This is a genomic window from Pseudomonas sp. ME-P-057, assembly GCF_030208975.1.
GTDB lineage: Bacteria > Pseudomonadota > Gammaproteobacteria > Pseudomonadales > Pseudomonadaceae > Aquipseudomonas > Aquipseudomonas lutea.
In genome coordinates this window covers 65,067-84,589 of sequence record NZ_JARVSX010000027.1, presented here as the reverse complement: position 1 = coordinate 84,589, position 19,523 = coordinate 65,067, and the positions used below count along the sequence as shown (strand labels likewise).

Genomic DNA, 19,523 nt, shown 5'->3' with positions numbered 1-19,523 from the left:
GGACGTTACCCATGAAAAGGATCAGCATCGAGGAGCGGCCGGACTGGCGGCAGACCGCCGAGCGTGAGGGGTTCGACTTTCACACCATCGACGGCGAACGCTATTGGGATGAGCGAGCCTATTACCAGTTCACGGAAGCGCAGATCACCCGCGATATCGAAGCGCCCACCCAAGAACTGCATGCCATGTGCCTGGATGTCGTGGAGAAGGTCGTTGAGAGTGAGGAGCTGTTGACGCGACTTGCCATCCCGCCGGCGTTTTTCGATCTGGTCCGCACTTCCTGGAAGGAAGGCCACCCACATCTTTATGGCCGTTTCGACTTCAGCTACGACGGCGAGAACCCCGCCAAGCTGCTGGAAGCGAACATGGACACGCCCACGTCGGCTTACGAGGCCGGCGCGTTTCAGCTCATCTGGCTTGAAGAGCAGATCCAGCGCGGCGTTCTGCCCGCGCACGCTTCACAATTCAACTCGATGGCCGAAGACCTGGTCCGGGCGTTTCTGGCGATCAGGGACGGCGGGCCGTTTTACTTCTCATCGATGTCAGGTTCGACAGAAGACAAAGGCACCACTGAGTTCCTGCGCAAAATGGCCGAGCATGCAGGCATCGAAACGCGCCATATCGACATTGAGGACATTGGCCTCAACGCCGAAGGCAGATTCGTCGATCTCCAGGGCCGTTGGATCGAGCGCATTTTCAAGCTGCACGCCTGGGAACATGTGTTCCATGAGCCGCATGGTCAGGCCATCCCGCAATGCGATACGCAATTCATCGAGCCTGCGTGGAAGGCCATCGTGTCCAACAAGGGCATCCTGCCGTTGCTGTGGGAATACAACGAAGGTCATCCCAATCTGCTCCCGTCCTTCGTCGACAAACAGCCGCAGTCCGCGGTGCCGAAAGGCTGGGTTCGCAAGCCGTACTTCTCTCGGGAGGGCGCCAACATAGAGATTCGGACGCCCAACGACCAGGTCATTTTCGAAGATGGCCCCTACAACGATGCGCCCTACATCCTGCAAGCGTTCGCCCCGCTCCCCCGTTTCGGTGACAGCTACACGCTGATCGGCTCATGGGTGGTGGGCGATACAGCGTCGGGGATCGGCATTCGTGAAGACGACAGCCTCATCACCAAAGACAGCAGCCGGTTCCTTCCGCATGTCGTGATCGACTGACTCGGTAGCGTGCGCAAGCCACTCACGGATTGCGCTGAGCCAGAACGAAAAAAAGCCGCGCAATGCGCGGCTTTTTATTTGGTGGGCCCACACGGACTCGAACCGTGGACCAAGGGATTATGAGTTGCCTAGAAACGCTGCAACCTTAATAAAACCGTCCGTAGAGTAACGTAGGTACGCAAAGCTTAAAGCGGCGTAAACCGTGGGTTTGGCGTAGTTTTCAGAAATCTGCAATAGGTAATGACTGTACTGCTGTTGTACCGGTACGCCGCCACCTCAGCACAAGTCCGTAGCTTCAGATAGGTAATGGTAGTGACTTGACCACCCATTAGCCGCAGCTCCCAAAAGCGCCTACCAACTACCATAAAGTACACTTGGCCCGATGAAGCAATCTCGCTCAGGTCATAGGAACGTAGCATGCGATCGAGAGCCAAGGTAGGAAGAGCCGGATACCTTGTCCTCCCCATGAACTGGAACTGATTCAGGTAGCGCAGATATTTCTGGTTCGAAGCGAGGCTTTGTGGCCTACTAATTTTCTGTGCCGAGGCACACGGCCGTATTGGCAATACGGTCTATGCGGTGTCCTCAGGGAAGGGAAGGCTTTGTCACAGTGGGCGTGGTTGCAGACTGTCCCATAGCGCGTCATAGCCAGGATCTCCGCACGTTGCCATACAAGTTATTCCGTTGTTCCCATCACCGTATAAAGGCAAGAAATAGCGTCCAGTGATGCGACTGTGCTTCGTATGCAACACATGATGCGCAATAACTTAAAGTTTGCGTAGCTAAAATAAAGTATTTTTTGGTAGTCGAGATCATGAATGGAAAACAAATCGAAAAATGAAGTTAACGATTTAATGGGGGAGTTTCAGGAAACTTGCGGAGAATACTTATTCTGCTTGATGTTTGCCTCTAAGGGAATAGAAACAAATGGAGATATCATCGCTAAGGAAAGAGCGAAGCCTGGTCAGAAAGTCTGGATAGCATCTGATACGGAGTCCAACCCAAAATATCATGCCAGAATGGATATTTCGATGTTTGTCGAAAAATCAAAGAAAAATGGTTTTTTTGTTAATGAAATTTGCAAATCCTTACTTTGTAGCATTTATTCGTTATGGGACGAAACTTATAGGCATAAAATAGCCAAAGCAGCTGGGGTTGAAGCTAGCACACTGATTGCCCCGCTGATGGGGGATCTGCGTAAAATTAGGCACTGCATCCTCCATAACAAGTCCACAATACCCGAGAACGGTTATCAGTTTGAGGTCCTTGCTTGGAAATTGGCGCCTGGTGCGCTCGCGATTACAGCAGAAATGTTCCGCGAATTCATTGATATGATCAGAACCAAAATGGCCATTCAAGCAGCTTCACTAACTCCAGAGATGCTGGAAATTTATCAGGTCATGACAAAGAAGGAGAAAGAGAGTTTTGATAGCTGGTATAAAAAATCTGGGAACCTAAAAGACGACATTCCGTGGCCAGGGATGGATGAGGTGCTAAAAAGAGTTAATAGAAACAATAGTAATTAGGACATTTTCTAGGCGCGAGAAGCATCCTAACATTCAGTCTTACGTATGCCAGGGCCAGCTTCTATTGTTTTGGTACGTGTACAAATTGACTGACAATGCAGGTGCTGATTTCTAGATCGGCAAGTTTTTGGGTTGGGTTGGGTTGGGTTTGGTTTGCTGGGGGGATGAGTCACGTAAAATATAATGGTATGCGCTTACCTACTGGCGAACAAATTACAGCCCGCTTCTGAAAAGATGCAATTGTTGGTTGGTGTCTGCGCTGGCTCGAAAGCTGCTGTTCACGAATAGCTGCCTTCGGCCGTCGGTGATGGAGGCTGGAAGAGCTATAGACGTAGGTGGGTAATCTATCGCCGAGATCGATGGGGGGATATGTGGTAGTTGCGCAATATCAACTTTTTCGCTCAGAGTACTGCGCTCTTCCGTCCCAATGGCCGCCAAACCCGATTGATCGATGGATGTAGTGCAAACTCTAGAGCTACACTCTAAAATAGGGTTTTTATATCTAAGGAATGTGTCGTGGAGATTTTACAGCAGGCAGTTAGGAAACTCGCAAATTCGATGAGAATTTATGTTGAGACACATTGCGAATTTCAGAGGCTGAAATACATAGATAAAGAAGAGGCGATTGATAATTTAGATCGCGCATTTGAATCAAAGCTTGAAGCTTTTCATAGTTTGTACGATGTATCAAAAAATCAAATCGACTATTTCTCAAGCGCAGATACCGCGTCTTTAATCCTTATGCGGAATGCGATCCATCATCGAGATCACTTGCTTTTCAAGAGTTGGAATCATGAAATGGCGCTGGATGATAAATTCAAAAAATATCTGGGAGCAGAATTTCTTTTGATTGACTACCCAGTGCTAGGGGTACCCTCCAAGATGCGTTATTTCTACAAACTTGAGGATTTTTATCTCCGGATGGATGGGGATTTAAATTCCCCTTATCTGGAAAAGAAAATGGGGGCTGCGAAACGAACAGCGCTTTTGGAAAAAATGAATTCCGATCTTGGATTTTTAGATATAAAAGCATACGCAGAATCTCAACGGTATCCAATTGGACAAATCTATGTAAACGTTATGCCTATCTTCATTTCTGCAACCTGTAGGGTCTTCTGCGCTTTGAAGAAGAATGGATTAACGTTCTCTGGGTTCGATGCAAAGGTGTACGAAGAGCCGTTTACAAATGAGCTAGAAGTTGATTTCTCTAAATTCGTATATATGCCCTTGCGAATAGTATGAGTGTAGAATTTATTAAGCTGAGTCGGCATCGTCGCGCATTTTGATTCAAGTCTTTGAAACCTCTGGATTACCGACTCGGGTATTGATTTTGGATTTTTTTGCCTGCCGGCTCTCAAAAATTATAATAACTGCTACTGGCCCATTGCCGACTGTCACGGAACGCTGGGGTCAACTGAAAGCGACCCCAAGCAGCTAATTCCTAAGCAAATGGCCAGGTAAAGTGTAATCCCTTACTGACAGCGAACTACTGAATGAAACGTTATTAAAAAATTACCTTGAAAATTAGGGTTGCAAAAAACGACCCCCAAAATATGGTGTTAACTGTATAAACTATCCAGAACAAGCTTGTTCCCGGTGTTTCAAAGGGAGCCTGTTTTTTGTACAGATCGGGGGACCAGTGCAAAACCCAAACAGTCAGACCTAAACCCAATGCAATTCCGGTGATTTCAAGTGAGTTGCGAGCAAGTTGAAGAAATACTTCTCCATTAACGACCGATGGAAAAAGAAAAGGTGATGAAATTGCGACTGCCCAGTTCATTGCTGCTGCTACAAAAGCTAGAGTTATAATGAAATTACTAGGAGCCAAAACTAGCAGCTTTACTGTTTTGCCATAGTCCCTTGGTTTAATCATTCTACTTGTGGCGCAGAAAAAAGCAAAAAATACAGTCAATCCAGAAAAAACCATTATGGTCTTTCCTGCGATGTGTTCTTGCATTATTTCGCTAATATTTTGTGCTAGCGGCGGGAATTTTGCACCAACAAAAGCCAGCGCTAGTGTGAAAACAAAAAAGTATACGAAAGTTCCGCAACTTTCTTTCAGGCGGATTCCATTCATGTTTAGCTCCTGCAGTTTATAGTTTCATATTAGTCAGTAACATTAGGTGTATTCTATTCAATGTTGAAAAACATAAGAATCTCCTGTTAATCAGCCAGCAATTGCTCGTCATGACAGGTTGGGAATGGGCAGTATATGGCAAATTGGATCATTGATGTCAATCTGATATCATTTTTTAAATGACATCTACTGCTGCTGACAGCGGGGCGACATCTCGGCACAGTCTATTCGCGGCAACGCAGCGGATGGCAGTCGATAAATTCTGGCGGGACGCCTAGGATCGGAAGCTCATAATCAATACCGGTGGTGACCCCAGCGCTGTTTCACGAATTCGGAGGCTATCTGCGTTTCTACATGGGAGTTGTTCATCACCGCCTTCACTGGTGGAATGTCTTGAACCATTCATAACGACTACGCAAAAGGTCACCCACCCAAAGAGCCCCAGAAGAGGTTAGCGGTAAGAGCAACTGCCACCGCCGCGCTGTGCAGAGCCACAGGCAGCAACAGTCCGCCTGTCTGAATCCTCGCCACAGAAAAAATCACCCCTAGGGTAAACATCAACGCGTGTGTGGGCCAGAAATCGTAGCGGCCTAAGTGCGCGTACATAAAAAAGATTGATGAAAGGGTCACTGCCACAGTAGCTACGAGGAAATGGTGCTTGAACGGCAGCATGCCAAGGATAAAGTGCCTGAATGCAATCTCCTCCACGATAGGCGGCAGGATTAGTAATGAGATGACCATAATCAGGTACTGCGGCTCGCTTTTGCCAAATCCGATTCCTTGCATCGACAGCTCTCTGCCAAATCCGAGAGAAATGGAACCCCCGATACTGACTGCATAAGCTGCTAACACCGATACAAGACCAATTACTAGATGGCGACGCTTAATTGTGCCCAATAAGCTGTCGTTTGGCCTGAGTCGCTTCTGCAGCAATAGCACTGCGACAAGCAGAATTGCAGGTGGACCGTAAAGAATGGGTACGTCATAGCCTATCAGAGTGAGGTAGGGAACATTCTCCATGAGTATTTTAACGAGCTGCCGGTAAATCACGTAAACGGCAGGGCCTATGAGCAGCCATGGCATCAGTGCCAAACCGTGATTACCCCACAATAGGTGCCACGTTTTTGGTCTGGGTATTTCAGAGTCGTTCGTAGCTTGGTCTGCCATTGTCTTCACTTCTCGTAATGTTCAGATTTTCGCGCCCGCGAAAATGGGTAGTGTCACCGTTTTTTCGCGGGCGCGAAAATCTGTGGTTGCTGGTGAGATCCAGCGCGACAAGTCACCCTGGCTCTCACCAGCTCGTTTGGAAGCACAGTGTTGAGTGTCCAAACGAGCTCCAAGCACTATTTGCTCACCGCGCAGATGAGGTTTCGAACCGTCCATGATTTTCGCGCGCGAGAAAATGAAGAGACCTCGATGAAGTAGAAACAGCTCGGCGTTCTGTCACGGCTATCAATTTTTAGCTCCCGTCAGCGGGTTGTAGCCTTGGGCAGCGCATCTGGCTCTCGCCATGATGCTGGCCGTACATTCCCTTTGCTTCGCTGCTGCCGCAGCTTCCGATTGGCGTTTTGCCGCCGCTAGTCGGCGCTCGGAGTCTTGCTCTACTCGGCGAGTAGCCTCGGCGGCTGAGCTGGCCTGGCGATCAGTGTCACGTTGGCGTTGAATGGACAGGCGTTGTAGTTTCTGTTGCTCACGTTCTGCCTGCTGCTCTGCCTGTCGAGCGTCTCGCTCTACCTGACGTGCTTGATTCTGAGCGTCTAACTTTGCCTGTTGCTCCTGCCTTTCTGCGTCTCTCTCCGCTTTACGGATCGCGCTGCTGAGCGTGTCAATCGATGCTGCAGGTGTAGATATCGGCTGCTTCCGCTCAGATGGCTGTTCTCTATCGTAATCATCGGAAGTTTGCTCTGCCACTGCTGCTGGCCCGAGCGCCCCTGCCTTATCGCCGTTCAATTGCACATCTAGCCGATGAACCAGGTTCTCAGTCTGAGCCTGTAGCTTGAATCCCTCTTGCAGCACCGGCAGGGCATCAAGTACGCCATCTGACAAGCGCTGATAGTCGAAGCGGGAGGGCCGCTTGACCTCAAGCGCGCTTAGAAATAATTTTCCCTCGACGCTCAGCGGCACCTGTTGTTTCGTAAGATTTTTGAACGGTGATGTCTCGATAAGCTGCTGCGCCTGATCGTATTTTTCCTGTTGTGCCGCTGCTTTCTGAAGGACCTGTTCCTGGCTTGGAGCTTTGATACGCGACAGCTAGGCCTGGAGGGTAGACGTTTGTTGGGTTGCAACTTCTCGCAGCCACTCAGGCTGGTCCGCTATCAAAACTTGCAGGCGAGAAAGTGCTGCTTCAGTGTGTTGCACCGATTGGGCGCTTAGCGCATTGATTGCTTCAAGGCGTTGTACGGCCTCGTCAGCTTTCATAGCGGGGTATCGGTAGGCATACACGACTGCAGCTAGAAGCAGGGCCAATGCAAGGAGGGTGGCTGGAGAAGTGGACCCTGGCCAATACCAGCGACCCTCTTTTTCACGCATCACGGGCATTCGGATTTCAGTAGTCATCATGCAGTACTCCCGTGTTGTTTCGGGTACAACCGGATTACGTCACGACGTTGAATACGTCCACGATTGATGATTGCTATCGCAGTACCAGGTATGGCGAGCAACGTATCAATCTCATCAGGCTGGATAAGGGGCGACAGCTCTAGCTGTAGCGAGGGCCGCTGCGGTGCTTGAGTTGAGTCATCCGGCACCACCATCCCATCCAGCCAGTTCATGGCTTTGGGAGTCCACTGACGGTGCCAGAGACCGATAGCGTAAGACAGACGTGGCGCGCCAAAGCGACCCTGTCGATTCAGCGTTGTCGATTGCATTGCTTGATCCGTGCCGGAGTTAGCATATAGGCCAAGGTCGCTTGCCGCGTCTGGTAGTCCTTGGAAGCTTTGCGTTGAGGCCTTCCACACATGGCCACTGCGCTTGGAAACGTAATTGTTTGAATCGTCTGTACGAGGTGCTAAAGCAATGATGCTGGCTAGGTTACCGAGCATCTGAACCGCACCATCGCGCTCCAGGCGTTTGTATAAACCGTCGACGTTTTGCGTTGCAAACATTAGATACAGGCCAAGGCTGCGTGCTACAGGAACAGTCTCTAAGTCTGCTTTGGTCAATAGGTTCTGAACTTCGTCGGCGGCAAGTAGCACGGGCCGGTGGCCTTCCAGATTTTGCCAATTGTCGCCGCGTTTTTTCACCGCGTCGTAGACTCGTCGCATGCATAGGGCCGAGATCGCAACCCCGCCAATACCATATTCCGACTCCGGTAATAGAAGTCCGATTTTCTGGCCGGTCATTACACCCTCAACCCTGAACTGAGTATTAGTTGTATTGACCCATGGCCCGAGCTTTTCTTGAAGCAGGATGTTCCCCAACCATGTCCGCAGCATGTTACTGATGCAACCTGCAGTCTTCTCTGGGAAATCGGGATACTCCAACAACCAATAGTGAGCGGCTGCGAGCAGGCGCCCGCTATGGTCAATCTCATTTGAGATGGAATCTAGCCAGTCCGCTCGCTCCTGATGGCTTGCCAGGCAAAATTGCTGGATTTGTGTCAGCGTATAGGGAAGATCAGGATGGGCTTCCACTAGGATTGCCGCCATACGCAGCATCAGGCGGGCAGAGTCTCGCCAGAAGGTATCTCCTTTCCCGTCGTCGCAAACGTCGGGCAACACATCAGCCAGAGCATCTGGCGTCATCTCATAGATAGGATTGAATGGGCCGTGGTCTGGGCTGATGAGCGTATAGCCGTCGATACCATGGAACTCAAGCGGCAGTGCACCCTTGCCATCGAGAACCAGAAGACCTCCTAGATCGCCATCGATCCACTGTTTGGTGAGCGGACGAATGACCCCTGAGGTTTTGCCCGTGCCGCTAGCTCCTAGCACACCGACATGAGTAGCCAGATCTGTAACCGACAAGCCAAACGGTATACCCGCTTCTGTAGGCGCTAGCGGGTCACGTCGTTGCGCTAACAAGCCAGTACTGGTTCCGAGTTGGATGAAAGGAGAGCTGTCCGTTTTGGCGTTTTTAATCTGCTCATTCCGTGCTTCCTCCAGGTGCTGGAAATACGCGCGTCCGGCCTTGTCGATTAACAGTTCGGTACCGCTTTCACGCACGGCTTGATCAAGCAGCATTGCGCGAACCGTAAGAGGAGATTTGGCCGTGAAGGTAAGATAGATTGCGAAACCCCACATACCTATAACGTATAGCCAATTAATCAGCTGAGCATCCAGGCGAATGAATGTGTCGAGATGTTCACGATAGGACGCCGAGAGTCCCACAAAAATCAGGGCTGGAATAATGACTATTTTGATGACGAGGAGGAATACAGACGGGTCCGTTTCCTTCTGTGCCGGTTGTGCTTTTTCCTGATCTCGCGGAATCCAGAAGGCAAAACGTTTCCACACCAAAAGGGCGAAATAATCCAGGACCGCAAGCATGGGCGATGAGATTGCGAGAGCCGGAGTTAGCATTACCAAGCCAACCATGAACAGTACAGCCTTGGTGGTCATCCACTCAGAGCGAACAGCGGAAAACTCTAGGTCGGTGGCTAGTACTTGTCCCGTGACAGACTGGCCGTTGGAGTCTGTCACCAAAAGCCGCGCTCGGTCTGCCAAATCGGGTGGAGTTCCTGGCTCCAAATCACGAATAACGCACCGGGAAATTATGCTTTTCACTGAGTCGATTTCATCCTGACGCACTGGTGTTTTTGGCAGGAGTACTTGAGCGATCAGAGGGCCAAATAGTGTTGCAGAACAACACAGCAAAACGCTAAGCCATACAGTGATCGTAAACGCCAGTGGGATGAGAGTGTCATTTGTTGTTGTTCCTGCTTTGTTTACTAAAATATAAGTGAAAAATAATCCAATGAGCATCAGCGCAGGAACAACCAACCAAGTTCGTTTTGCCCAAATACGTTGCGCGAGAAAAACACCGATTTGAGACAGCGAAAGCCTCTGAGCCATCCTTTCGACATGATCACTTGATAATCCATCATGCTCAGTGTCCGTCCCGCTGATCCAGTAAACTTGTGGGTGTAGCACACCCTCATACTTGCGCCTGATGACAGTACGCATTCGTTCCTGTTCGTGATGTAGAAGCCAGTACTTTGTCTTTGACACAGGGTCATCAAAAAAACTATTTTTTGAAATGCTCATTATGATCGCCTATACAAGAAGTGATTAAGGTGCCGCTGGTAGCCGCTAATTTTTTCTTGGCCGCTCACGACTCGCGAGGAGTGCGTCTCCCGTTCGCTTCCACTCAGTCCTCACTGCATCGGTGACGGACGTTTCCTCAACCCCAATCAGAGCGCCTAGTAACTCGCCGCGATCAATCAACGGGCTTCCTGTCTTCGTATCGACGAGGCCCGCCAATATGAGTAGTCCCGCTGCTTGATAGAGCTCGCGGTCCCGGGCTTTACGTGCAGACTCTTTCTCTGCATTAACAATACGAGCTACATCGCTTCTGGCCTTCTGTGCCTTGGCTTCTGCCCACTCCGCCTTGATGAGAAAACTGAGCTTTCGCTCCTCGTCACTTGTTCGAGGGATTTTCTCTGAAAGCATCAGGAGTAATCGCTGTTGATCACTTGGTGATTTCAGATTTTTTATATGGAGAATTCTTTCGCTAAGCCATTTATCTTTCATTTCGCTTAATTACGCTAAGTTTGTTTTTAGGGTTTTAATTATAGCTATTATATGTTTGATGTGCGCGCGGACTGCTTTATCCTTCCAGTATTGGAAGGCGCGCTTAGTTGTTTCTTCGTTCCTCAGAAACAGCGCGCCCTGCCGGGGGCAGAAGCGAAAATCAAAAGCAAATTTTCGCGGGCGCGAAAATTCAGAAGCGTAGAGGTAATGCGCATATGGCTATTGGCCGTCTAAGCATGAAGGTAGGGAAAGTTGGGAAGGCAGGACCGCATGCGGCCTACATCGCCCGTGAGGGTAAGTACGCCGCGCGACTGGATAGAAATGAAAAACTGGAAGCCACCGAATCCGGGAACATGCCGGCTTGGGCTCAGCATTGTCCTCAAGAATTTTGGAATGCCGCGGACGCGAATGAGCGCAGAAATGGCACTACTTACCGCGAGATGGAAATAGCACTACCTCGTGAGCTTTCACCACAGCAGCGTGCTGACCTGGTGCGTGACTTTGTGCGCCAAGAAATAGGGGCGCGCCATGCTTATCAATGGGCGATTCACTCACCTAAAGCAACAGACGGCAGAGAGCAGCCCCATCTGCATTTGATGTTTAGTGAGCGGCAGCGTGATAGCTACGAACGTGATCCTGAGCAGTATTTCAAGCGCTATAACTCCAAGAATCCAGCGATTGGTGGTGCTCGTAAGGGCTATGGCCCAAGCGCTGGACTCACACTGAGTGCGGCTGAGCGTAAAGCGGAGTTACGTCAGCTGCGATACCGCTGGGAGATGAGCTGCAACACACATCTACAGCGAGCAGGGTTTGCAGAGAGGATCGACATGCGCAGTCATGCCGAAAGGGGCACTGGGTTAACCCCAGAGCGGAAATATTTGCCTAGCGAGTGGAGAGATCCGTTGCTGCGTGCAAAGGTGATCGACTTCCGACAGGCCCGAGCCGAGCTTTCTCGTTCTCGTGATGATTTACGGCGCGAAGTGCCTAGCGCTGGAGCTGAGATTATTAGCCTCGATAAAGAGCGCGAACGGCGAACTCAATTGCAAAAAAACTCGGGTGGTAGCCCGCAACAGACCATCATTGCGGCCGGTCCGGTGCGGGAGGCAAAGCGACGTGTCAGATAAATCCAATCGTAGTCCTACTAATAAAGAAAGAGCTGAGCGAATTAGTAGAGAAGAGGCCGGACGAATCGCCACAGCGCTCTCCCAAAAGAATGAGCGCCGCGAGAACCTTGAAACCATGCGACACATCGAAATGATTCCGCAGGCGGAAAAGCTAGCTCAAGAATTGCGAGATCAAAAAGAGCGATCAGACCAGGAGAAGGAGGTCCGCGACCAGATCCGTAGAATGGAGCAAGCGCGAAGCGATGATGGAGAGCGTTTGATTAATCAACTGCAGCGGGATAGGGGGGAGGGAAGTGCCTGCTTACCTAGCGCGATGGAGCAGATGAAGGCCCCGTCGGCACGCACTGGAAACGCAGAAGGTCGCGGCCATGTACATGGTCAGAACGTTTCCAGCATTGAGCAGATGCGATCCAAGGCAGTGGAGCGAGGTCACGTTAAAGATCAGGCGCTAAAGCCCGATCAGGAACAATCCCGCGCGTCCATTACGCTTGAGCAGATCAGGTCCGAAGCCGAGGCACGTCGTCTTGCGAAAGAGCAGGATTCCCGTGAGGCAGATATCGAACGCTGACGTGATTTGCCTATAACATCTCTAGCTGTTGCCGCACTTTGGGCGGTAGCCACTCCAATTCAGGAAGATCGAGTTCCTCAAGGGCGTGCAGCATGGCTTGCAACTTGCGCCGGTGTCTCTCAAGAGCATCTTCGACGGATTCTTTTGGCAGCGTAATGATTTCACAAAGCTCCGTATCGTCGAAAATTCCTCGCCAGACAGCAAGGCCGAGCGGGGTTTTATCTAGGGCGATGAAATAGTCTCGCCAGTAGCTAGGCTGCTCGATAGGTACGTTCGTCATGTGTTTTTGCAATCCCGGATTTTTTTCCGCATCTCTTCCAAATCGATCAGGGCGTTGGTTTGAAAGCGACCGATCAGAAGCTTGCTTAACTGCAGCTGTGGAACGCCCGCCAGTCGTGCTGCGTCACCAAGTGACAGCCCTTTTTCCTCGATGAGTCGGATGATCGAGGAAACCGTCCGTGCTTTGGCCAGCATTTCCTTAGCTTCAGGGTCGCCAATATCAGCGTATACGTTGCCGCTGCCTGCTTCGACCTCAATCATTATGGTCTCCAAGCTGTATTAAGATGATTATAAAAGGATTAAGGCGATGCGCGTTGTCCGCGCAGCCCTTCAGTGGCGAGGCTTGCAGCCATTTAGGCTTATAAATAATTTAGCCAGCCGTACGGTATTTTTTAGCCGACGGTACGGTACATCCGAGCCAACGGTACGGGGCTGTCTAGCCAATGGTACGGTACTTATTTTTTGCTTTAGAGCCGCTGCTCTTCCTTGCAATGTGCCTAGCCTGGCTATTAGTCGGGGTTTTTGTGAAATACACGTTGCCACCGCTGATTTCGTAGCTGAACGGCTGTTCGTGCAGGTTGCTTGCGTGCTGCAGTGCGTCCAATGCCCTTCGAATATTTTGCTCACGGCTTGATGTAGAGTTGTCGAGACTACCGGCCATCTTCGTTAGCGTATCAATCGACACAGGGAAGGGCTCAGCATGGCTCGACAAATAGCCATGTAGCCACTGTGCAAGTGGTTTCGCGTTCAGACTTCTGCGAACAGCCCAATCAATGTGGGTGAAGTCATTTGGTCCGAACAGGTAAGAAAGCTCAAGGTTCAAAGTGATGACGAGCTTTTGCTCGATATCGTCTCTATGGATCGAGTCAATCAGGCCGCCTGTATAGGAATGGCGTTTTGCAGTTAACTCAAGCGTGCCCGCTGCGAGGCGGAACAGGCGCTTGTAGAGCGTTTTTCTATTATTCCCGGCATCCGTCTTCCCTTGTAGTTTCAGAAGCTCGTACGCGCTGGTTTTAAACGATTTCCCCATCTGCTTTCGGCGAGCGGTATGCAACAACGTGATCCAGACATCTAGATCGCCTTGGTCTAAACGTGGTCCCGTGTATCTCATTTGCGTGGGCCTCTGAGTGTAAATTTCGGCGCGCTGTAGGAATGCGTTGCTAGCGGAGCGACTGGACCCGAAAAGCGCAGACCGGAGAGTGATATTGGGTACGCCTCGCACTTCGTCTGGCCAGCTCGTCAGCACCTTTTCAGACCGGTCTGGTTCCAGTGATACCACCGTCGGAGTGGGTGGGAGCCTGGAAGCCCGTTCCACCAGTCGCGATAGTTTGGTCACTGCGGACACGGGCTAGTCTTACGCTTCGTCGATAAAACGAGCTATGCCAGCTACGCGGAAATAAACGCGCCGACCAATTTTTATCCTGCAGGGTTTCAAGTTTCGGGCGATGTCGTTGTCCCCCGATAATGTTATGCGCAACCCTTCAGGGCTGCGATGAAGGATCTCTGCGACCTGCGATAGTGACAGTAGGGGAGAGCCCCCGTTGCTGGTCAGAATTAGCTCTTCGGTTGTCATATTTCTTTGCCTACAGTGAGTAATGTAGGTAGAACATTACGAGTAATTACGCCTAGAATGAGGCGAATGTTTTTAACTTCTAGGTTGACATGGCGCGCCTCGATTACCTGACGAATCTGCTCGATGTTTACGATCACGATCCTCGTTGTTCAACCCAGTTTTCTTCTGGCTACAGAGCGGTGTTAGGTCGACTTAACGCATCTTCGAGCCTAACCTCCAGGCGCTATCCCATCTGGCCTCTGGTGAGGGCGAATTTGGATGGGCCGTTTGATCAGTGCCTAGCTGGCTACAAGGGCGACTGGGCCAAGAGTTTGCTGATTGGTGCTCGGCTGTCGGAAATGGCCCATATCCCACCACCTTTTTACGCAGCACCTTACGTTGCACGACCTGAGATAGATGGAAGCGGTCTGACGGCAGATGTTCTGGCTCGCGATTTGATACCTGCTAGGCCAGAAAATATGCCGGAGATCGACTGGCAGCTCCAGAACTTGGATCGCTGGGATTCAAATATTAGGTTCGCAATTCGTAGCTTGCTCAACCCGAAGGGTGCGCCGTTCGAAGGCGCGGAACCGCTTTGCGGAGCCTTGGAATCTGTACGTGACTTGTTTCGATTGATGCGCCACTTCAGGCCCCTACGTACAAAGGCACTGAGGGACTTTGATGCCGCTATAGATGACCGGACCCGTCCACAGGATGGCGGTTACTGTGAGCTTTGTTGGCGTTTAAGTATTCGGTCCAGCAGGCTGCAGGAGCTTGCAGCCCAGCAGCGTTACGAGGTCAGCGAAATTGTCCGTTCAGGTCAGTGCCAGCTCTCTGCTGAAGAACACGACGCCAGGCTGGCAGAGGCTTGGATGCTGGAAAGCAGCCTCAAGCTTTCTCCATCCAGTACTTTGATATCGAAAGCAGAGGCTGCAAAGCTACGCGTCGTATTCGAGCGGTTTCGTATCGAGAAAATCGTGGCGGGGAACCTAAGCTACCGGTACTGCGCCGTACACAAGCCCGGATCGGCTAAATACCATGCTGACTTACGCTACAAGTCTGCGTTTAATAATCATCTCTCTGCACTCGGCAGGTCGGGAAGATCTGAGTTTGCGTTCAATTTTCTGCCTCCCAGCTCCCCTGATATCCAGGAAATAAGAAAGCTCGCCTATGACCAGGTGCACTCAGGCTTGCACGTTGTGACGACAGGTAAGCCCTCATCGCTTGGGCTACGCGAAAAAGTTTGGCTCATGCACAAAGAGGGCATCAGCCAATCAGAGATGGCGAGGCGATTGGGAATATCGCGTCAGGCGATATCAAAAGCCAAGAAAAGCCTAGAGTTATTGATGAATACGCACCATGCAGGCAGCTACATCAACCCGCTAACCGGCGAGGCGCAGGTTCCAGAACCAATTAGAAAGGCGATAAGGGATGCCGCCATGAAAGGGCTATCGATCACGGTAATCGCTAAGGAAGTGGGGCTTAGCAAAGGTACAGTTGACGGACTGGTACGTCTGATGGGGATCTCTGAGCATGCGAAATCATAGTGCTAGCCGCTTTTGTCCCGGCGGATTTTCAGCCGGGGCAAAAGCGGCTGAAGGTTTGATTGGTGACGATGGTGTCGGGTCAGGTGCGTAACTGCATTTGATCACTCATTTGCATCCAGTCTGACCAGCGCACGGCGTATTGGCGACTAACAGAGATCGGCCGATAGCTGCCTGTCGTAACCGGCTGAAATCGACTCTGCAGACGTTAGCAATGATGGAGCAGCCGTGAGGAGTGGAATCAGATGGGCGTAGGTAGGCCAAGCAAGGGTGAATAGACTAGAATGCTATCAAATGCAGTGGCCCCGCTGATAGGATAGGGAAATCGCTCAAATGGCTACGGCTCAACAAATCATTGCTCTTCTGAGCAGCCACAACCAAGGTGATGAGGAGCAATTCCTATCGATAGCCTTGCAGGTTGCCGCCGCTGAAGCTAGACGCGGTCGGAGTGATATTGCGGCCGAGCTGAAAACCCTCGTTGATACTGCACGTAAACGTGGTCAGAGCAAATCGAATCAGGCGCTTCGCTCTGAGTCGGTCGCGATTCCTATCTCTAAACCGCGCGGCGAGTTGGAAAACCTTCTATCGGCTGCCTACCCCAGAACTCAGCTTCAAGAGTTGATTCTAGATGAGTCGAAGAGCAACCGTCTGAAGAGGTTGATCCATCAACAGCGCCAGCGGGATAAACTGAGAGCACATGGCATGCCCCCTAGCTCGCGCATATTGCTAGTAGGACCACCAGGCGCCGGTAAAACTTTAACTGCGTCTGTATTAGCAGGCGAACTCCAACTGCCTCTATTTACCATTCGCTTAGAAACACTCATAACCAGGTACATGGGCGAAACAGCGTCCAAGCTTCGTTTGATTTTTGATCATCTCAACACAGTACGGGCCGTTTACCTTTTCGATGAGTTCGATGCGATTGGGGGGCGGCGTAACGCCGACAATGATGTAGGCGAAATGCGCCGCGTTCTGAACTCTTTCCTTCAGTTTTTGGAAGAGCCTAACAGTACGGATAGCCTAGTTGTGGCAACCACTAATCATCCAGAGCTGCTTGATAAAGCACTTTTTCGGCGCTTTGACGAAGTAATTGAATATGCTCTACCGGATGCTAAAGCCGTAAAGGCCGTCATCGAGATGTGTATGCATGCATATCTGCCGAAAAGATTGCCATGGGCCAAGATCGGCGCCGTGGCCTCTGGCCTTAGTCAAGCCGAGATCAGCCGGGCCGTGTCTGAAGTCATTAAGGATTTAATTCTCCACGATGCTAAGCAGGCAACTTTAGAGCAAATAACGGCTGCGCTTCAGCAAAGGCATGTACTCAAAGATACTCTTGTAGGTTTAAGCCCTGGCTAATACCTTAAGCGTCTTGGTTTCTGGATTTATGGAAAAATTCCAACATGGCGTCGTACGAACTCCCGCACTTCAGATTTGAGAGATTTAAATCCGGCCAGCCTTATAAAAAAGGCAGATGGACATGAGTTCTGCTTCCAATGAGCGAGAGGCCGGACACGGGCGGCGTCTTCGTGAGAGGTTTGACCTCTCTATAACGGCTCATTCGGGGCAGAACGGCTATTTTAGCAATGAAATTAGCGAAAGCCCGCGTGCTGTCTACATCGATGTGGAGATTGAGGCGGGTGCTCCTCCGCCCGACTTGAATTGGAAAACTCAAAACATCCGGTTATCAGCTCTGCGTGTCCTAGAGGACGGAGTTACTGTTGGTGCACTGTACCTCCCTGAAAACTCGATACCTTTTTTTGATCAAAAACTTGCTGAGTATGCCGAGCAGAGAACACCAGGGGGCAAACCGAAGAACGATTCAAGATTTTCTTCACTCAACTATTTTTCTCTCGGTTCCGTGCAGAGCCTCTGGACTGATTCTCGACCGTTCCCCAACAGCACGCAACAGCTATGGTGGGAGTGTTGGTGCAGCTCCGCCCAAGTCGACCTCGTACGGCGCATAGCGACTAAACTTAGGCTGAGAATTAATGAGAATATGCTCATTTTTCCAGACACTGTAGTATTGCTAATTTATGCGAACGCGGTCGAGGTTTCGATGTTGGTGGATAACGCTTGCGGTATCCAAGAGCTTCGCCGGGCTTCTGATAGCCCGTACTTCTTTACAAGGTTAGCGCCTCGAGAACAACAAGATTGGAGTAGGGATTTACTTGGACGGATTCTCGCGCCTAACAGTAGTAGCCCCGCAGTCTGCATCTTAGATAACGGAGTAAGCTTCGCTCATCCATTGTTGCAGCCAGCATTGCATGCTGATGATTGCCAGGCAGTAAACGAAGAGTGGGGGAGCGATGATCATAACGGGCATGGCACTAATATGGCGGGGGCAGCTTTGTTTGGTGATATGACCTATGCGATGGCTGATCGGAGAGACTTAACGCTTAATTATAAGCTGGAGTCTATAAAGTTTTTACCCCCCGCCTGGATGGGCGCGTAATACCCCTGCAAGTTATGGAATTATTACTCAGTCAGCCGTCAGCCTAGCGGAGACCAGGGCTCCAAATAGAGGTCGAGTGTTCTGTATGGCGGTATCGAATGAGCATGTTTCCGGCGAACGCCCGACAACTTGGAGCTCTGCGATCGACCAGGTATGTTCTGGCACCATGATCGGTGATATCGACGAGGCAGGTCAGCCCGGCCCAAAACGCCTTTTTATTCTTTCGGCAGGCAACATTCCCGACACAACGAACCCTGAGGATGTAGCTGACCCATACGATTTTCCAATCGAAGATCCTGCGCAATCTTGGAATGCGATAGCGGTAGGCGGCTTCACCAACAAAACTGACTTGGGTGAGCAGCCTGGATATGAGGGATGGGGTACATTCGCAGAGGCTGGCGACCATAGTCCTTACAGCCGATCATCGGTAGATTGGGAACACGGCCGCTGCCCGATCAAACCTGAGGTTGTTTTCGAAGCTGGTAATAAAGCTTTGAGCCCAGATGGCCAACAGTTCTACTCAGGTGTGCCAGCACTGTCGATCTTAACAACTGGCAAGCACTTCACACGAAATCCGATTGAAGAGTTTTGGGCGACTAGCTCCGCAACTGCCCAGGCTGCAGGGATGGCCGCAGCTATCATGGCAGAGCATCCGAACTTTTGGCCAGAAACAGTTCGAGCGCTGATGATCCATAGTGCGCAATGGACACCGGCTATGCTTGGAAAGCTGCGAGGTAAGACTAAAAAGGAGCGGATTTTGCTTGCTCGGCATTTTGGTTATGGAGTTCCGCAGTTAGCACGTGCCCTCGCATCGGCTGAGCACGACTTGGCTCTCATTTCCGAAGCTCATATCCAACCTTTTATGAAGGATTGTGATGCCCAAGGAAAAGAAAGCGGTGACCCTCATTTCAATGAAGTCCACTATTATGATCTGCCTTGGCCAAAAGCAGAGCTGGAGCGTCTTGAAAACCGTATTGTTCAGTTGAAAATAACTCTGTCGTACTTTATAGAGCCGAGTCCCAGCGAGTTAGCGCAGGTCGTACCCGCTCGATACCAGTCGTTTGGACTGCGGTTCGATTTGAAGCGAAAATCAGAAACGGAACCCGCATTCCGTCACCGAATAAACAAGCTAGAGTCTCTTGAGCAAAAACCTCCAAAGACAGAGAGCGATGATAATTGGACGTTTGGCTCGAAGCATGTTTCTGCAGGATCAGTTCATAGCGATGTCTGGGTGGGCCCCGCGATCGACTTGGCTGCGAGAGATAAAATTGCAATATCACCGGTTTCCGGTTGGTGGCGCTATCGTCACCATCTAGGAAAATACAATTCTCAAGCTAGGTATAGTCTAGTGGTATCTATCTCATCCGAGGGCGAAGATGTACGGCTTTACACGGAAATCTCCAACTTGATAGCCACTTCCATTGAGCCTGAGATCTTGGTCTGACTCAATTTAAACTGCGCGTCGCCTGTTTTTAATAAAATCAGTGGATGAAAGGCGAGATGTTGAATGACTCTAGAGTGATGAGGATCAGCCTGAAACCA

The 19,523-nt window shown here is 50.6% G+C and carries 17 protein-coding genes and 1 pseudogene; 9 read left to right on the top strand and 9 right to left on the bottom strand.

Annotated elements, in window-relative coordinates; translation table 11 throughout:
• Positions 1–11: 11 nt before the first annotated feature.
• From QRN48_RS15345 to QRN48_RS15335, 3 genes are all read left to right on the top strand, one after another.
• The gene (locus QRN48_RS15345; protein WP_285351501.1) at positions 12–1,169 is read left to right on the top strand and encodes a glutathionylspermidine synthase family protein; all 1,158 of its coding nucleotides are present in this window, start codon (positions 12–14) and stop codon (positions 1,167–1,169) included.
• An 818-nt stretch (positions 1,170–1,987) separates the two neighbouring features.
• Positions 1,988–2,695 carry a hypothetical protein gene (locus QRN48_RS15340; protein ID WP_285351500.1) on the top strand — a complete coding sequence of 236 codons (708 nt, stop codon included), beginning with the start codon at positions 1,988–1,990 and terminating at the stop codon, positions 2,693–2,695.
• Positions 2,696–3,211: 516 nt separating this feature from the next.
• Complete coding sequence (locus QRN48_RS15335) at positions 3,212–3,937, top strand: hypothetical protein (protein ID WP_285351498.1); 726 nt, start codon at positions 3,212–3,214, stop codon at positions 3,935–3,937.
• Between the two features lie 262 nt (positions 3,938–4,199).
• On the opposite strand, the gene QRN48_RS15330 is transcribed toward QRN48_RS15335, so the two are convergent.
• The 5 genes from QRN48_RS15330 to QRN48_RS15310 form a co-directional block, all read right to left on the bottom strand.
• Positions 4,200–4,772 carry a hypothetical protein gene (locus QRN48_RS15330; protein WP_285351496.1) on the bottom strand — a complete coding sequence of 191 codons (573 nt, stop codon included), beginning with the start codon at positions 4,770–4,772 and terminating at the stop codon, positions 4,200–4,202.
• A 423-nt stretch (positions 4,773–5,195) separates the two neighbouring features.
• The gene (locus tag QRN48_RS15325) at positions 5,196–5,855 is read right to left on the bottom strand and encodes a CPBP family intramembrane glutamic endopeptidase (protein WP_285351494.1); all 660 of its coding nucleotides are present in this window, start codon (positions 5,853–5,855) and stop codon (positions 5,196–5,198) included.
• Positions 5,856–6,224: 369 nt separating this feature from the next.
• Positions 6,225–6,896, bottom strand: a complete 672-nt coding sequence (locus QRN48_RS15320) for a flotillin family protein (RefSeq protein ID WP_285351492.1) — start codon at positions 6,894–6,896, stop codon at positions 6,225–6,227.
• Positions 6,897–7,327: 431 nt separating this feature from the next.
• A complete protein-coding gene (locus tag QRN48_RS15315; RefSeq protein ID WP_285351490.1) occupies positions 7,328–9,976 on the bottom strand; it encodes a type IV secretory system conjugative DNA transfer family protein in 2,649 nt (882 codons plus the stop codon).
• 45 nt (positions 9,977–10,021) lie between these two features.
• Entirely contained in the window at positions 10,022–10,462 is a 441-nt protein-coding gene (locus tag QRN48_RS15310) for a conjugal transfer protein TraD (RefSeq protein WP_285351488.1), read from the bottom strand.
• 215 nt (positions 10,463–10,677) lie between these two features.
• Between QRN48_RS15310 and QRN48_RS15305 the strand changes: the two genes are divergently transcribed.
• Positions 10,678–11,586 (top strand): MobA/MobL family protein, encoded by a 909-nt coding sequence (locus QRN48_RS15305; protein ID WP_285351485.1) that lies wholly within the window; start codon positions 10,678–10,680, stop codon positions 11,584–11,586.
• Complete coding sequence (locus QRN48_RS15300; protein ID WP_285351483.1) at positions 11,576–12,154, top strand: hypothetical protein; 579 nt, start codon at positions 11,576–11,578, stop codon at positions 12,152–12,154. Before QRN48_RS15305 ends, QRN48_RS15300 begins: the two co-directional genes overlap by 11 nt.
• Before the next feature lie 10 nt (positions 12,155–12,164).
• On the opposite strand, the gene QRN48_RS15295 is transcribed toward QRN48_RS15300, so the two are convergent.
• The 4 genes from QRN48_RS15295 to QRN48_RS15280 all read right to left on the bottom strand — a co-directional run bounded on the left by QRN48_RS15295 (position 12,165) and on the right by QRN48_RS15280 (position 14,006).
• Positions 12,165–12,434 carry a hypothetical protein gene (locus tag QRN48_RS15295; protein WP_285351482.1) on the bottom strand — a complete coding sequence of 90 codons (270 nt, stop codon included), beginning with the start codon at positions 12,432–12,434 and terminating at the stop codon, positions 12,165–12,167.
• Positions 12,431–12,694 (bottom strand): XRE family transcriptional regulator, encoded by a 264-nt coding sequence (locus tag QRN48_RS15290; protein ID WP_285351481.1) that lies wholly within the window; start codon positions 12,692–12,694, stop codon positions 12,431–12,433. The genes QRN48_RS15295 and QRN48_RS15290 overlap by 4 nt, the downstream gene beginning before the upstream one ends.
• Before the next feature lie 175 nt (positions 12,695–12,869).
• Positions 12,870–13,679, bottom strand: a complete 810-nt coding sequence (gene trfA / locus QRN48_RS15285) for a plasmid replication initiator TrfA (RefSeq protein WP_285351560.1) — start codon at positions 13,677–13,679, stop codon at positions 12,870–12,872.
• A gap of 108 nt (positions 13,680–13,787) precedes the next feature.
• Entirely contained in the window at positions 13,788–14,006 is a 219-nt protein-coding gene (locus QRN48_RS15280) for a plasmid-related protein (protein ID WP_080479916.1), read from the bottom strand.
• Between the two features lie 89 nt (positions 14,007–14,095).
• Here QRN48_RS15280 and QRN48_RS15275 point away from each other — a divergent pair, with 89 nt between their 5' ends.
• From QRN48_RS15275 to QRN48_RS15260, 4 genes and pseudogenes are all read left to right on the top strand, one after another.
• Positions 14,096–15,532 (top strand): helix-turn-helix domain-containing protein, encoded by a 1,437-nt coding sequence (locus QRN48_RS15275; RefSeq protein WP_285351477.1) that lies wholly within the window; start codon positions 14,096–14,098, stop codon positions 15,530–15,532.
• A gap of 330 nt (positions 15,533–15,862) precedes the next feature.
• On the top strand, positions 15,863–16,885 hold the full coding sequence (locus QRN48_RS15270) for an AAA family ATPase (RefSeq protein ID WP_285351476.1): 1,023 nt from the start codon (positions 15,863–15,865) through the stop codon (positions 16,883–16,885).
• Positions 16,886–17,006: 121 nt separating this feature from the next.
• Positions 17,007–17,981 carry a S8 family serine peptidase gene (locus QRN48_RS15265; protein WP_285351474.1) on the top strand — a complete coding sequence of 325 codons (975 nt, stop codon included), beginning with the start codon at positions 17,007–17,009 and terminating at the stop codon, positions 17,979–17,981.
• Between the two features lie 10 nt (positions 17,982–17,991).
• A pseudogene (locus QRN48_RS15260) lies at positions 17,992–19,425 on the top strand (S8 family peptidase); the annotation flags it as partial.
• Positions 19,426–19,523 lie beyond the last annotated feature (98 nt).

Bases quoted from the DNA above. Each gene is read 5' to 3' on its own strand.
- QRN48_RS15325 (WP_285351494.1), bottom strand. From the start codon at position 5,855: ATGCCATGGCTGCTCATAGGCCCTGCCGTTTACGTGATTTACCGGCAG.
- QRN48_RS15330 (WP_285351496.1), bottom strand. From the start codon at position 4,772: ATGAATGGAATCCGCCTGAAAGAAAGTTGCGGAACTTTCGTATACTTT.
- QRN48_RS15345 (WP_285351501.1), top strand. From the start codon at position 12: ATGAAAAGGATCAGCATCGAGGAGCGGCCGGACTGGCGGCAGACCGCC.
- QRN48_RS15290 (WP_285351481.1), bottom strand. From the start codon at position 12,694: ATGATTGAGGTCGAAGCAGGCAGCGGCAACGTATACGCTGATATTGGC.
- QRN48_RS15305 (WP_285351485.1), top strand. From the start codon at position 10,678: ATGGCTATTGGCCGTCTAAGCATGAAGGTAGGGAAAGTTGGGAAGGCA.
- QRN48_RS15265 (WP_285351474.1), top strand. From the start codon at position 17,007: ATGAGTTCTGCTTCCAATGAGCGAGAGGCCGGACACGGGCGGCGTCTT.
- QRN48_RS15275 (WP_285351477.1), top strand. From the start codon at position 14,096: ATGGCGCGCCTCGATTACCTGACGAATCTGCTCGATGTTTACGATCAC.
- QRN48_RS15340 (WP_285351500.1), top strand. From the start codon at position 1,988: ATGGAAAACAAATCGAAAAATGAAGTTAACGATTTAATGGGGGAGTTT.
- QRN48_RS15270 (WP_285351476.1), top strand. From the start codon at position 15,863: ATGGCTACGGCTCAACAAATCATTGCTCTTCTGAGCAGCCACAACCAA.
- QRN48_RS15280 (WP_080479916.1), bottom strand. From the start codon at position 14,006: ATGACAACCGAAGAGCTAATTCTGACCAGCAACGGGGGCTCTCCCCTA.
- QRN48_RS15310 (WP_285351488.1), bottom strand. From the start codon at position 10,462: ATGAAAGATAAATGGCTTAGCGAAAGAATTCTCCATATAAAAAATCTG.
- QRN48_RS15295 (WP_285351482.1), bottom strand. From the start codon at position 12,434: ATGACGAACGTACCTATCGAGCAGCCTAGCTACTGGCGAGACTATTTC.
- QRN48_RS15315 (WP_285351490.1), bottom strand. From the start codon at position 9,976: ATGAGCATTTCAAAAAATAGTTTTTTTGATGACCCTGTGTCAAAGACA.